Origin of the sequence: Kocuria rosea subsp. polaris, assembly GCF_001483755.1 — a bacterium.
GTDB classification, from domain to species: Bacteria; Actinomycetota; Actinomycetes; order Actinomycetales; family Micrococcaceae; genus Kocuria; species Kocuria cellulosilytica.
On the sequence record NZ_LQBK01000022.1, the window covers coordinates 96,447 to 110,157 of the forward strand.

The window sequence follows — 13,711 nt, forward strand, 5'->3', positions numbered from 1 at the left end:
GCGCCGTCGCACGGCACCGACGCCGCCGCACGATACCGCGCACCTCCGATGCTAGTGCCTGCCCGCCGCTTCCCGCTCGTGCGGGGGAATGTGACGGGCCCGCAACCCCTCCGTCGACGCAGCCGCAGGTCAGGGGGTGAGCAGGCCCCGGATGTCCTCGGCCGTGAGGGCGCTGGAGAACATCCGGTCGTCGTCCAGCACGGCCGTGAACAGCCTGGCCTTGCGCTCCTTGAGCGCCATGACCTTCTCCTCGATCGTGTCCCGGGCCACGAGCCGGTAGACCATCACCTTCTTCTGCTGGCCGATGCGGTGGGTCCGGTCCACGGCCTGCTCCTCGGTGGCCGGGTTCCACCACGGGTCCAGGAGGAAGCAGTAGTCGGCCTGGGTGAGGTTGAGCCCGAAGCCGCCCGCCTTGAGGCTCACCAGGAACACGGGGACCTCGCCGGACGTGAACCGCTCGAGCACCCGCGCCCGGTCCGTCGTCGAGCCGTCGAGGTAGGCGTAGGGGATGCGCAGCTCGTCCAGGCGGGCGGCGGCCTTCTTGAGGAAGCTGGTGAACTGGCTGAACACCAGGGGCCGGTGCCCCTCCGCCACGATCTCGGGCAGGTGCTCGAAGAGCAGGTCGAGCTTGCTCGAGGAGACGTCGGCCGCGGGGTCCACGAGGGACGCGTCGAGGCTGAGCAGGCGCAGGGTGGTCAGGGATTGGAAGATGGTGAACCGGTTGCGGTCGAGGTCGCGCAGCAGGCCCAGGACCTTCTGCCGCTCCCGCTGCAGGCGCGTGTCGTAGATCCTGCGGTGCGCGGGGGAGAGCTCCACCTCGATGGTCTGCTCGAGCTTGGGCGGCAGCTCGAGGTCCACGGACTCCTTGGTGCGGCGGAGCATGAGCGGCTTGACGCGGCGGCGCAGCCGGGCGAGCGCCGCGGCGTCCTGCCCGCGCTCGATGGGGCGCTGGTAGGTCTCCGTGAACTTCCGCCGGGACGGGAACAGCCCGGGCGCGGTCAGGGACAGCAGCGCCCACAGCTCCACGAGGCTGTTCTCGAGCGGGGTGCCCGTGATCGCCAGCTTGAACGGGGCGTCGAGGTCCTTCGCGGCCCGGTGCGCCTTGGTCCGGGGGTTCTTCACGAACTGCGCCTCGTCGAGCAGCACCCCGGCCCAGGAGATCCCCCGGTAGGCGGCCTCGTCCAGGCGCAGCAGGGTGTAGGAGGTCACCACCACGCGGGCGCCGCCGGCGGAGTCCGCGAGCGCGGTGCCGGCCTTGGCCTGCGTGTCGGTCACGCCCACGACCGGCAGGGACGGGGCGAAGCGCCGGATCTCCGCCGTCCAGTTGGGCACCACGGAGGTCGGGGCGACCACGAGGAACGGCGGCAGGTCCGGGTCCTGCTCGACGGCGCGGCAGATCAGGGCGATCGCCTGCACGGTCTTGCCGAGGCCCATGTCGTCGGCGAGGATCCCGCCCAGGCCGTGGTCCCACAGCACGCTCAGCCACGAGTAGCCCTCGCGCTGGTACGGGCGCAGCTCGGCGTGCAGCGTCGCGGGGACGGGGGGCGCCCCGACGGCCCCGAGCTCGAGCAGGGAGCGCACGCCCTTCCGCCAGGCCTCGGCCTGCTCCGTGTCCGTGGCGACGTCCTCGAGGTCCTGCCACAGCCCGGCCTGGTGCCGGTGGATCCGCAGGGGCCCTTCGGGGCTCTCCTGCAGCGAGCGCGCCTCGGCGATGAGCTCGCGCAGCCGGTCGAACTCGGGGCGGTCCAGGGAGAACCAGGACCCGTCCGGGGCCAGCATCACGTCCTGGCCGAGGTCGAGGGCGCGGAAGACGTCGGCGAAGGAGATGTAGAACTCGCCCACCTTGACGGTGACCCCGAGGTCGAACCAGTCGCGGCGCTCCGTGGCGGCGGTGCTGACGGTGATGGTGGGCGGCTCGGCGATCTGCTGGTAGGCCCGGCGCCCGCCGGTGTGCTCGATCCGCAGGTCCGGGACCTTCTCGAGGGCGGGCAGCCACTCGCGCACGAGCACCAGGGCGTCCTGCGCCACGTAGCTCGAGCGGCGGAAGTCCACGCCGGGCGCCCGGTGCCGGACCGCGGCGGTGACCGCCGTCTCCCAGGAGGACTCCCGGTGCACGGGCTCGTCGGCGAGCGGGTCCTCGGGGCGGAACGGCAGCAGGATCCGCTCCCGGCCCTTCTGGTACTCCCACTCCCAGCGGGCGCGGATCGTGAGCTCTTGGTGCTCCAGGGTGAGCACCAGCTCGGGGTCCGCGACCTGCGGCAGCTCGATGGACCCGTCCCCGGTGTCCACGTCCATGCTGCGGTGCAGCCGCGGGAAGTAGCGGTCGAAGAACTCCTCGACCTCGTCCTCGGGGATCCGCAGCCCGCCCGCCGTGTCCAGGAACCGCCGCTGCTCGCGGGTGAGCCGGGTGGCCAGGGGCACGAGTCGCAGGGGCAGGACGTTGAGGTCCTCGGTGTCGGCGACGGCCTGCGGGTCGCCGTCCGGGGAGAACAGCCCGTGCCCGGGATCGCCGATGATCCGTGCGGTGTCCAGGGCGATCCGGCGGCCGCCGCTGTCCACCGTGGGCCGCAGCTCGAGGTCCTTTCCGGGGCCGCGCAGCACGTCCACGTGGAAGCGTCCCGGCTCCTCGAGCGCCACGGGCAGCCCGTGCTCCCGGCCGACCAGGGAGATCCCGGCGGCCTCCGCCCGGGCGAGGATGCCCCACAGCAGCGGGGAGGCGTAGGAGTCGAGCCGGATCCAGTGCCGGTCGTGCACCGCCCAGGGGGAGCGGGTGGCGCTGAGCGCCCGGAGCTCGTCGAACCAGTCGACCTGCTCGGGGCTCAGCGACCACCGGCCGGCGTCCGCGGTCACGGTCTCCCAGTCCAGTCCGCCCTTGATCCACCCGCCGCGCCGGCCCCGGCGCACCGGGCGGACGTACAGGTGCCACGGCGAGCCCGCGCGGCCCGTGCCGTGCACGTACCGGTACGGCTCCCGGCGCAGGTCGAACTCCAGGGCCACCCCCTCCGGCTCCTCGGGGGGCGGCTCCACGTGGTCCATCCCGCCCAGGATCTCGGTCAGGGCGTCCTTCCAGTCGGGGGCGTCCCCGCGCCGCGCGGACGCGCGCCCCTCCCGGGGCGCGGCGCCGGCCGGGGACGACGGCGCGGCGGTGCCGCCCTGCTGGTGGGCGCGGACCGCGGTCTCGAAGTTGTGGCGCAGCACCGCGGCGACGGCGTGCTTGCAGAACCCTCCGGCCGGGCAGGTGCACCACGCGGGCCCCGGCGCGCCGCCGGCCCCGACGTGCACGGTCACCGAGTACACCGCCCCGGAGCCCTCCACCTCGGCGGCGAGGACACCGGCCCCCTCGGCGCCCGGGGACCACCGGACGGTGCGCACGCGCCCGGTGCGGAAGTACTCCTGGCCGCGGCGGAAGACGGCGGGCCCGGAGGCGGCGACGAGCCGCCGGGAGTCCACGAGGGGGCCGGGAGGGGAATGCATCGTCCCACCGTATCGGGCCGGGGCACCGGCAGCCGCGTGTGCGGAGCCCTCCCGCGGGCTATCTATAATCGAGGCGACCCCTCGAACTATCGACAGCGGCCCCACGTGCGGCCGCGGACGGAGGACTCGTGCCCGACACTGCTGGGCTCCGCCTCGGAGACCATGCCATTGCCGACAGTGCCGAGGAGCTCGCCTACCTCCGCTGGAACGACGCCGTCTGCGCGGCCTTCTTCGGCCCGGAGCGGGCGGGGGAGCTGATCTACCTCGACCTCGACGACAAGACGCTCGCCGCGATCGGCGAGGAGCGCGGCCTCGACGGGCCCTCGACCCTGCGGGCGCTCGCGGACTCGGTGACGCCGCTGCTCGTGACCGAGGACGGGCGGCGCTCGGTGTTCGACGTGTTCAACCGGCTCAACGGCCAGTGGTACCGCGCCACCCGCCGCAGCCTGGACTCCATCGCGGAGATCTCGCCGCCGCCCGTCGTCGCCCTGCTGGCGCTGTTCGCCCTCGCCGGGCGGCACATGTCGACCCTGGCGGCGCGGACGGGCAACAAGTCCGTCTCCACGTTCTTCCTGCCCCTGACCGTGCTGCTGCAGGCCGGGCCGGAGAACGCCAAGGCCCTCGAGTCGTCCTTCAAGAAGGACACCGAGGCGTACTGGGACGCGCTGCGCTACTGGCTCGAGCTGCGCAACGGCGAGATCGGCCTGCCCACGGCGTACGCGGTGAACCAGCGGCCGGTCGGGCTCGCGCTGTCCCAGACGATGTTCGGCGAGGCCGAGCGGCGCCAGCTGCACCGCATGTTCGAGGACCTGGGGATGACCACCGCCCAGGGCCTGTCCGCCGCGGAGCTGGGCGTCTACCTCGACTTCTGGCTGGACATGGCCGAGACCAAGGCGTCCAAGGCCATGAAGCAGGTCTGGGCGAACCCGCTGACCCGTGAGCCCGGCCTCGAGATCGCCCTCGCGGAGCTCGCGGTCTGGGAGCAGTCCCGGGAGCAGGCCCGCGCCGAGGTCCGCGCCAACGGCCGGGGCCCGGGCCGCAGCGCGGTCAAGTCGTGCTCCCTGTCCCTCACGGACAGCACCGACTACGTGGGCAACCCCGTGTTCGAGCTCGGCTTCGTGGTGCCCAAGCGCTTCCTCTCCGGCCGGGAGGTGGAGCTCGAGACCACGGCGGGACCGCGCACCGTGTTCCTGTCCTTCATCGGGGACGCCTTCCTCGGGGTCTCCGCCTACACCGCGCGGATGGACCCGGGATCGCTGCTGGGCGGGACCCTGCAGCTCAGCGCCGGGGACGTGCGCTTCGAGCGCAACCCGCGCCCCGTGGTGATCTTCGCCAAGGACGGCTTCTCGGACACCTTCATCTCCGTGGACCACATCCCCGCGGCCTGGCCGTGCCGCATCATGGTCCGGGACGAGCCCGAGTGGATCGCCCAGATCAAGCGCATCCTCGACGACTCCGCCTCCCCGGACTACCGCTTCGTCGAGGCCGGCACCCACGGCCTGGCCGAGGGCTGGGTGATGTTCGACGACGTGCAGGTGCTGCGCGCGGGCAACCCGGAGCTCACCGCCAACGACAACTTCTCCGGCCTGGTGCCCCGGCTGGTCCCCGCGATCACCCTCTCGGGGGGCCTGCGGATCCCCGGGAGCGTGGTGCGCTGGTCCGCGCTGCGCCCCCCGCAGGTGACCATCACCTCGGACACGGACGCGCCCCTCACCGTGGAGTGCGAGTGGCGCAACCCGCACTCGTTCAAGCTGGAGAAGGCGAAGCTCGTGGAGGGGCGCGTGCCGCCGTTCCAGATCTCGCTGCACGGCACGCCGATGGCACGGGCGGACCGGACCCTCAAGCCCAACGACTACACCCTGGTCCTCAAGGCGGGCCGCACGGTCCGGCAGCGCCGCGAGTTCAAGCTCCGGGACTCCTCCTTCCACCTGACCCAGCGCTCCCTCGGCTACGAGGGCGAGATGGTGCACGTCGAGGAGGAGCCCCTGTGGCCCGTCACGGCCGGCATCGTGGCGGAGCTGCCCGAGCGGTACGTGCAGGGCGCCTTCGACAACCTGCCGGCGCGGGAGGCCGGCGGGGACCACGAGGTCCCCGGCGCCCCGGGCTGGCACTCCTCCGAGGGGCAGCTGCTGCTCGAGCGCAGCAACGCGCTGCCCGAGCCGGAGGGGCGCTCCTGCCTGGCCACCGGCCGGCACCGCATCGTGCTGCCCGCGATGGAGCCCAAGGCTAAGGCGCCGTGGATCTTCGGGCAGTGCGCCCAGTGCGGGCTGCAGAAGCGCTATCCGGGCCGGCTCACGAAGCCCTCCGCGCTCACCTCCACCGGCTCCGTGGACGCGCTGCGCTTCATCGGCCCGGACGAGGGGGAGTACCCGACGTCCTGGGCGCCGTTCCGGGACGCCCTCACCTTCCTGGGCGGCGGCAAGCGCTCGAGCCTGTCGATCGTGGCCCGCCAGCTCGAGGACTCCGAACGCTTCGAGGAGTGGTTCGTGGGCCACCTGCAGGCCCTCGGCTTCCTCGAGGTGGTCCGCGACGAGCACTGGATCGTGCGGCGCTGGCAGGTCTGCGGTCCCTCCCTCACCCAGCTGGTGGACGGCTCCGTGCTGCTCACCGGCGGCTGGACCCCGGAGAAGGAGGCCCTGGTCGCGGAGGCGGCCGCGGCGCAGGAGGCGTCCGTGGTGGTGCTCTCCCCCGAGGACCACGGGACCACGCTGCTGCAGGACGTGGACCTCGGCACGCTGCAGGAGGCGCTGCCGGTGGGGCTGTGCGACGTCGTCTTCGACGCCGGGCCCGCGATGCTGGAGACCCTGCCCCCTCTGTCGGAGGTCGAGGAGCGGCTGCGGCGCGCGGAGATGCAGTACAACGGGGTGGCCGAGCGCTTCGCCCCCGAGGACGCCACGTGGGAGCACACCGAGGACCGGAACCGGCCGGGACTGTACCGGATCAACCACCACCACCGGACCCGGTACGCGTTCCGCACCCCGGCGGACGTCGAGTCCGGCCACGCCCGGTTCGTGGCCTCGGGCATCGGCAAGCACTTCGCGGCCCGGCAGGCCGGGGTGCCGATCGTCTCCTACGATCCCGAGCTGGAGCTGCTGTCCGTGCCCATCGGCGCGGAGCTGGCCGGGCTCTACGCCCGCGCCGCCGTCCTGTGCTCGGGGCTGCTGCCCGCCAAGGTGGACGAGGACTTCTCGCTCAACTACGGGGACGTCACGCCCGAGTTCGCCCAGACCCTGGTGGACAAGCTCATGAGCTGAGCGGCTCCCGGCCGGGAACGGCGACGGGCCCCGGGTCGTCCGACCCGGGGCCCGTTCCCGTCGGCCGCTCGGTGCGCGGCCCGGTCCGCGACTACGCCGTCGTCGCGGCCGCCCCGACGCCGGCGGCCGCCCGGCCGGCGGCGTCCGCGGCGATGAGCTCCGCCGCGCGCTCCCCGATCATGTAGACGGTGATGTTGGGGTTGACCGTGGTCAGCTCCGGCATCACCGAGGCGTCGGCCACGCGCAGTCCCGTCACGCCCTTGACCCGCAGCTGCGGATCGAGCGGGGACATCGCGTCCTCGGCCGGGCCCATCCGGCAGGACCCGGCCGGGTGGTAGACGGTGTTGTGGGTGCGCCGGACGTAGTCGGCGATCTCCTCGTCGGTCTGCACGTCCTTCCCCGGGAACAGCTCCGTGCCCGCCCACTCGGACAGCGCCGACTGCGCGACGATCTCGCGGGCCCTGCGGATGCCGGCGGTCATGATCCGCATGTCGTAGCCCTCGGGGTCGGTGAAGTACCGGGGGTCGACCTTCGGCTTGTCCCGGAAGTCGCGCGAGCGCAGCCGCACGGTGCCGCGGGAGCGGGCGTGGGTGACGTTGGGGGTGAGGCAGAAGACGTTGTCGGCGGTGGGGTAGCCCTGCCGGTAGGTGTGCATGTCGAAGTTGACCGAGCCGTAGTGCATCATCAGGTCCGGCCGGTCGCCGCCGGGGTCGACCCGGGTGAAGATCCCGGCCTCCCACCACTGGGTGGACTCGGTGACCATGGGCTTCTTCGCCTCCCACTGGATCACGCCCTCGGGGTGGTCCTGCAGGTGCTCGCCGACGCCGGGGGAGTCCACGAGCACGTCCACGCCGACCTCGCGCAGGTGCCCGGCGGGGCCGATCCCGGAGAGCATCAGCAGCTTGGGGGTGTCGATCGCCCCGGCGGAGACGACGACCTCGCGGCGGGCGCGCACGGTGCGGGCCGTGCCGAAGGCGTTGTCGACGACCTCCACGCCCACGGCCCGGCCGTCCTCGACGACCACGCGCCTGGCCTGGGTCGAGTGCAGGACCGTGAGGTTGGCCCGGTCGGCGGCCGGGTGCAGGTAGGACACGGACGCGGAGGCCCGGGTGCCGTCCGGCCTGCGGTTGAGCTGGAAGAAGTTCGCGCCGTTGACCACGGTCTCGCCGGTGTTGAACGGGGTGCGCGGGATCCCCGCCTGCTCGCAGGCCTCGAGCAGGGCGACGCCGCAGGGGTCGTCGTCCGGGACCTGCATGAGGTGCACGGGTCCGTCGTGGCCGTGGTGGGCGCCGTCGGCGTCGTTGGTCTCGAGCTTCCGGTAGAGCCGGAAGGCGGTCTCGGCGTTCCAGCCCTCGGCGCCGTGGACCTGCTCCCACTCGTCGAGGTCCTCGGCCGGGGCCCAGAACGCGATGCACGAGTTGTGCGAGGAGCACCCGCCCAGGACCTTGGCGCGGGCCATGCGCATGAAGGAGTTGCCGTTCTCCTGCTCCTCGAGCGCGTAGTCCCAGTCGTAGCCGGACTCGAGCAGCTCCATCCAGCGGCTGAGGGTGAGCACCTCGTCGATGCCCGCGTCGTGCGGGCCGGCCTCGATGAGCCCGACCGTCACGGCCGGGTCCTCGGACAGCCGGGCGGCGACGACGGCTCCGGCGGAGCCGCCGCCGACCACCACGTAGTCGAACTCCTGCGGGGTCTGCGGGGCGGGGGTGGTGCTGGGAACGGTCATGGTCTCTCCTGGCGGGGAATTCGGGGAACGAGTGTCCGTGGGCCCACGCCGTCGTCGTCCCCGCGGATCCGGGGACGACGACGGCGCCGGTGGGCCCGGCTCAGTGCTGGGCGAACCAGCCGGTCACGGCCGGGGCGGTGTTCTGGTAGACGTGCTTGAGCTCCTGGTACTCGCCCAGGCCGGTGGGGCCGAGCTCGCGGCCGGTGCCCGACTGCTTCATCCCGCCCCACTCCGCCTGCGGCAGGTAGGGGTGGAAGTCGTTGATCCAGATCGTGCCGTGGCGCAGCCGCCCGGCCACGCGCTGGGCCCGCCCGGCGTCCTGGGTCCACACGGCGCCGGCGAGGCCGTAGATCGTGTCGTTGCCGATCTCCACGGCCTCGTCCTCGGTGCGGAAGGTCTCGACCGTGACGGTGGGGCCGAAGGCCTCGTCGTGCACGCAGTCCATCTCGCGGGTGCAGCGGTCGATCACGGTGGGCGGGTAGAAGAAGCCCTGCTCGAGGTCGAGCGAGCCGTCGGCGGAGGCGCCGGTGGCGAACTCGCCGCCGCAGCGGACGCGGGCGCCCTGCTCGCGGGCGTGCTGCACGTAGGCGTGCACCTTCTCCCGCTGCGCGGCGGAGATCAGGGCTCCGGTCTCGGCCTGCTCGTCGAACGGGCCGCCGAGGCGGATCTGCTCGGCCCGGCGGACGAGCTCGTCGACGAAGCGCTCGGCGATCGACTCCTCGACCACCAGCCGCGCCCCGGCGGAGCAGACCTGCCCGGAGTGCACGAACGCGCCGTTGAGAGCGTTGTCCACGGCGGCGTCGAAGTCGGCGTCGGCGAAGACCACGTTGGGGTTCTTCCCGCCCAGCTCGAGGGCGACCTTCTTCACGGTCGGCGCGGCCGCGGCGGCGATCGTCCGCCCGGTGACCACTCCGCCGGTGAAGGAGACGAGGTCCACGTCGGGGTGGCTCGCCAGCGGCGCCCCGGCCTCGGCGCCGGCGCCGGTCACGAGGTTGGCCACCCCGTCGGGAAGCCCCACCTCCTGGAGGACGTCCATCATCAGGACCGCCGTGTGCGGGGTCAGCTCGGCGGGCTTGAGCACGAACGTGCAGCCGGCCGCGATGGCCGGGGCGATCTTCCAGGCGGCCTGCAGCAGCGGGTAGTTCCAGGGGGTGATCATCCCGCACACGCCCACGGGCTCGGTGACGACCTTGGAGACCACGGCCGGGTCCCCGGCGTCGACCACGCGCCCGGCCTGCTCGGCGGCGTTCTTGCCGAACCAGTCGAAGCACGCGGCGATGTCGTCCATGTCGATCCCGGACTCGGCCAGGCGCTTGCCGGTGTCCAGGGACTCGGCGCGGGCGAACTCGTCCTTGCGCTTGCGCAGCCGGGCGGCCACCGCCAGGAGCAGGTCGCCGCGCCGCGGGGCGGGCACGGAGGACCAGCGGCCGTCGTCGAAGGCCCGGCGGGCCGCGGCGATCGCGCGCTCGGTGTCCTCGGCGCCGGCCTCGGAGACCACGCCGACCTCGGTGCCGTCGGCGGGGCAGACGATGGTGCGGGTGCCGCCGGCGGCGGCGGGCTGCCAGCGTCCGTCGATGAACAGGGTGTCGGTCACGGGTGTGCCTCCTTCGTCACCGCGGGGGTCTGCCCCGTCGGCACGTCGTGGATGTCGGTGGACCAGTCGGGGTGGCCCTCGGCGCCGTCCTGGATCATGGACGGGCCGTCGTGGATGCTCAGGAAGGCCAGGTGGGCCTCCCAGTTGTCGAGGACGTCGTTGATGAGCTGCTCCCGGTTCCAGTCCATGACGTCGGTGCCCTGGGAGCCGGTCTCGTTGAAGACCTCCAGGCGGTAGTAGAGGTCCGAGTCGGGGTTGGTGCGGAACCCGCCGAAGGCGGGCACCGGGGTCGCCACCGGGTAGATCTGGTAGCAGAAGCTCCGGTCGTCGCCCATGGGCACGGTCAGCGTGTACTCGGACAGCCCCTGGTAGCCGACCTCCGAGCTGGACAGTTCGGCGGCGTGGCCCTGGGCGCAGAACTCCTCGACGACCTCGGCCAGGGCCGGGGCCAGCACGTGCTCCTCGTAGCGGCGGACCGCCCGCGGGCCCGGGAAGGAGCCGATGCGGGTCAGCCGGCGCCGCCACTGGCTGTCCGGGCCGGGGGTCCGGGAGGCGGTCACGGAGCGGCGGGTGGCGGAGCGGCCCTCGCGCTGGGAGCGCTCGGCGCGCAGGGCCTTCCAGAACCCGATCATCACGAGGTACATCACGACCGAGAACGGCAGGCCGATGATCAGCGTGGCCGCCTGCAGAGTGGCCACGCCGCCGACGAGCAGCATCGCCAGGGTCAGCAGGCCGGTCGCGGCGGCCCAGAACACGCGCAGCCACTTGGGCCCGTCCTGGGTGGGGTCCTGGATGGTCGAGGTGAACGTGGACATCACGAGCGCCCCGGAGTCCGCGCTGGTGACGTAGAACAGCAGCCCGGACAGGGTCGCCAGACCGATGAGCAGCGGGGCGCCCGGGTACTGCTCGAGCAGGGAGTAGAAGGCCCGCTCGGGGGTGTTCATGGCGGCCTGCCCGAAGGCGTCGTCGCCGCCGGTGACGATCTCCAGGGCGCTGTTGCCGAAGACCGAGACGAGGATGAGGATGAACACGAACGGCACGGTGAGGGTCGCGACCACGAACTCGCGCAGGGTGCGGCCGCGGGAGATCCGCGCCAGGAACAGGCCCACGAACGGCGCCCAGGCGATCCACCAGGCCCAGAAGAACAGGGTCCACCCGGCCATCCACTCGGCCGCGCCGGTGTAGGCGAAGGTGTCGAGGGCCATCCCGGGCAGCTCCGCCACGTAGTCGCCCAGGTTCTGCACCGTGGCGTCGAGCAGGAAGGAGGTGCGCCCGGCGATCAGCACCCAGGCCACGAGGGCCACGGCCATCAGGACGTTGAGCTCGGAGAGCCGCCGGATGCCCTTGTCCACGCCCGAGACGCACGAGGCGGTGGCCATGACCACGGCCACCGCGATCAGCGCGGTCTGCGCGGCGACGCCCTCCTCGATGCCGAACAGCAGGAAGAGGCCGTAGTTGAGCTGCACCACGCCGATGCCCAGGGAGGTGGCCACGCCGAAGATCGTGCCCAGCAGCGCCGCGATGTCCACGGCGTCCCCGGCCCGGCCGTGCACCCGCTTGCCGATCAGCGGGTAGAGGGCCGAGCGGATGCTCAGGGGCATGTTCCAGCGGTAGGCGAAGTAGCCGAAGGCCATGCCCATCAGGGCGTACATCGCCCAGCCGATCACGCCGTAGTGGAACAGCGTCCACACCACGGCCATGCGGGTGGCCTCGGCCGTCCCGCCCTCGCCGGTGGGCGGGCCGTAGTACTGGGTGACCGGTTCCGCCACGGAGAAGAACAGCAGGTCGATGCCGATCCCGGCCGCGAAGAGCATCGCGGTCCACGTGAACAGGTTGTACTGCGGCTTCGAGTGGTCCGGGCCCATCTTGATGGTGCCCTCGCGGGAGACCGCGACGATCACCACGAACGCGGTCACCACGGCGGCCGTGAGCACGTAGAACCAGCCCATGTTGGTGGCGATCCAGGCGACCACGGCGCCGATCACCGTGGCGGCCTGCTCGGGGGCCAGGATCGCCCACAGGGAGAACAGGACGATGCTCACACCGGAGCCGGCGAAGACGGCACGGTTGACCTTCGGTCGCGCCGCGGCGCCGGGCGGACCCTCGCTCTCGGGGGCGGAAGTGGACAGGGCAGCGGTCATGTCGGGTCCTCCTGGGAAGGGTGGTCCGGTCTCGTGGGGTCGCCCGCACGCCGGTCCGGGCGGACGGGGCGGGGGCGGGACGTCGTCGTCCCCGCGGGGCCGGCACCGTCACGGGGAGGAGCGGCGGCCCACGTCACATGGTGTCACCAACCTTCCGGTTGGTAAAGTTCTTGGCATGAGTTCCTCCTCCCGCGACCGCATCCTGGACGGCGCCCTCGAGCTGCTGCGGGCCGGCGGCACCGTCTCCCTGGAGTCGACCGCCCGCCGCGTCGGGCTGAGCAAGCCCGGGGTGATGTACCACTTCCGCACCAAGGAGGCGCTGATGCTCGCCCTGGTGGACCGGGTGATGGACGGCTGGGACGCACAGATGGCCCGCCGCCTCTCCGCGCCGCCGGAGCTGGTGCCGGCGGAGGAGCGCCTGCGCGCCTATCTCGACTGGTGCCTGTCCGGGGAGGTCGACGAGACCGACCTCGTGATGCTCACCGACCAGCGGCTGCGCGCCACGCTCAAGAAGCGCTGGGTGGCCCGGATGACCCCGTGGGTGGACCTGCCCGAGGACCTGCCCGCCGAGCGGCGAAGCCGGCTGCTGGCCGTGCGGCTGCTCGCCGACGGCGTGTGGTTCGCCGACGCCGCGGGCGTCTTCGCCCCCGGCCCGCAGGAGCGGGCCCGGGTGCGGGCGGTCGCCGACGAGCTGCTGGCGGGCTGAGCCGTGACCCGATGGCTGCTGCTCGTCGGCGCCGTGCTCAGCGAGGTGGCGGCCACGCTGGCGCTGAAGGCGGCCCTGGACGAGCCCGGCTGGTACGTGCTCGTCGGCACCGGATACGTCGCCGCGTTCGCGCTCCTGGCCGCCGTGCTGCGCCGCGGCACCCCCGTGGGGGTCGCCTACGGCGTGTGGGCCGCCCTGGGGGTGCTGCTCACCGCCCTCGCCGCGGCCGTGGTCTTCGGCGAGCGGCTGAGCCCGGCCGTGCTGGCCGGACTCGTGCTGGTGGTGGCGGGCGTGCTCTGCGTGGAGCTCGGCTCCCGCCGCCCCGCCCCGGAGCAGGAGGGGCGCGGCTGATGGCCTGGATCTTCCTCGCCGCCGCGATCCTCACCGAGGTCGCCGGGACGCTGTCCCTGCGGACGGCCGCCCGGGGCCACCCCCGCTGGTACGCCGCCGTGGTCGCCGGCTACGTGGTGGCCTTCACCTGTCTGAGTCTCGCCCTGGCCGAGGGCATGGCGCTGGGGGTCGCCTACGGCATCTGGTCGGCGGCCGGGGTGGCGCTGACGGCGCTGGCCGGCCGGCTGCTGTTCCGGGAGCCGTTCACCTGGGTGACGGCGGCCGGGGTGGCCCTCATCGTCGGCGGGGTGCTCCTCATCGAGCTGGGCGCCCCGCCGGGCTGAGCGGCTCCCGGCGGCAGGCCCGGCGGCAGGCCCCGGGGCGGGCCCGGCACCGTTTTGCTGGTGCGGTGCCGGAACTCGTGTAGAGTGGTCCGCAGTTGTTGAGGTTCGTTTTTGTCTTTCAAGCAGTTCGGCCCACTCGGGTGCA

The 13,711-nt window shown here is 73.0% G+C and carries 8 protein-coding genes; 4 read left to right on the top strand and 4 right to left on the bottom strand.

All coding sequences use genetic code 11. The features are described 5' to 3' along the window. Positions 1-129: 129 nt before the first annotated feature. A complete protein-coding gene (locus tag AVL61_RS10750; protein ID WP_058874327.1) occupies positions 130-3,474 on the bottom strand; it encodes a DEAD/DEAH box helicase in 3,345 nt (1,114 codons plus the stop codon). A 128-nt stretch (positions 3,475-3,602) separates the two neighbouring features. Between AVL61_RS10750 and AVL61_RS10755 the strand changes: the two genes are divergently transcribed. Continuing rightward, positions 3,603-6,728: a hypothetical protein gene (locus AVL61_RS10755; RefSeq protein WP_058874328.1), complete on the top strand. Its 3,126-nt coding sequence runs from the start codon at positions 3,603-3,605 to the stop codon at positions 6,726-6,728. A gap of 91 nt (positions 6,729-6,819) precedes the next feature. Here AVL61_RS10755 and AVL61_RS10760 read toward each other — a convergent pair whose 3' ends face one another. The 3 genes from AVL61_RS10760 to betT all read right to left on the bottom strand — a co-directional run bounded on the left by AVL61_RS10760 (position 6,820) and on the right by betT (position 12,186). Then, the gene (locus AVL61_RS10760; protein ID WP_058874329.1) at positions 6,820-8,451 is read right to left on the bottom strand and encodes a GMC family oxidoreductase; all 1,632 of its coding nucleotides are present in this window, start codon (positions 8,449-8,451) and stop codon (positions 6,820-6,822) included. Between the two features lie 100 nt (positions 8,452-8,551). After that, on the bottom strand, positions 8,552-10,045 hold the full coding sequence (locus AVL61_RS10765) for an aldehyde dehydrogenase family protein (RefSeq protein WP_058874330.1): 1,494 nt from the start codon (positions 10,043-10,045) through the stop codon (positions 8,552-8,554). Next, complete coding sequence (gene betT / locus AVL61_RS10770; RefSeq protein ID WP_058874331.1) at positions 10,042-12,186, bottom strand: choline BCCT transporter BetT; 2,145 nt, start codon at positions 12,184-12,186, stop codon at positions 10,042-10,044. The genes AVL61_RS10765 and betT overlap by 4 nt, the downstream gene beginning before the upstream one ends. A 175-nt stretch (positions 12,187-12,361) precedes the next feature. Here betT and AVL61_RS10775 point away from each other — a divergent pair, with 175 nt between their 5' ends. Genes AVL61_RS10775 through AVL61_RS10785 form a run of 3 tightly spaced genes read left to right on the top strand, consistent with a single transcriptional unit; the run spans position 12,362 to position 13,566 of the window. Next, on the top strand, positions 12,362-12,892 hold the full coding sequence (locus AVL61_RS10775; protein WP_058874332.1) for a TetR/AcrR family transcriptional regulator: 531 nt from the start codon (positions 12,362-12,364) through the stop codon (positions 12,890-12,892). A gap of 3 nt (positions 12,893-12,895) precedes the next feature. After that, positions 12,896-13,243: a DMT family transporter gene (locus AVL61_RS10780; protein ID WP_058874333.1), complete on the top strand. Its 348-nt coding sequence runs from the start codon at positions 12,896-12,898 to the stop codon at positions 13,241-13,243. After that, positions 13,243-13,566 (top strand): DMT family transporter, encoded by a 324-nt coding sequence (locus AVL61_RS10785; RefSeq protein ID WP_058874334.1) that lies wholly within the window; start codon positions 13,243-13,245, stop codon positions 13,564-13,566. The genes AVL61_RS10780 and AVL61_RS10785 overlap by 1 nt, the downstream gene beginning before the upstream one ends. Positions 13,567-13,711: the final 145 nt, after the last annotated feature.

Excerpts from the sequence above, each read along its gene's own strand:
- AVL61_RS10750 (WP_058874327.1), bottom strand. The coding sequence starts at position 3,474 with ATGCATTCCCCTCCCGGCCCCCTCGTGGACTCCCGGCGGCTCGTCGCC.
- AVL61_RS10760 (WP_058874329.1), bottom strand. The coding sequence starts at position 8,451 with ATGACCGTTCCCAGCACCACCCCCGCCCCGCAGACCCCGCAGGAGTTC.
- betT (WP_058874331.1), bottom strand. The coding sequence starts at position 12,186 with ATGACCGCTGCCCTGTCCACTTCCGCCCCCGAGAGCGAGGGTCCGCCC.
- AVL61_RS10775 (WP_058874332.1), top strand. The coding sequence starts at position 12,362 with ATGAGTTCCTCCTCCCGCGACCGCATCCTGGACGGCGCCCTCGAGCTG.
- AVL61_RS10785 (WP_058874334.1), top strand. The coding sequence starts at position 13,243 with ATGGCCTGGATCTTCCTCGCCGCCGCGATCCTCACCGAGGTCGCCGGG.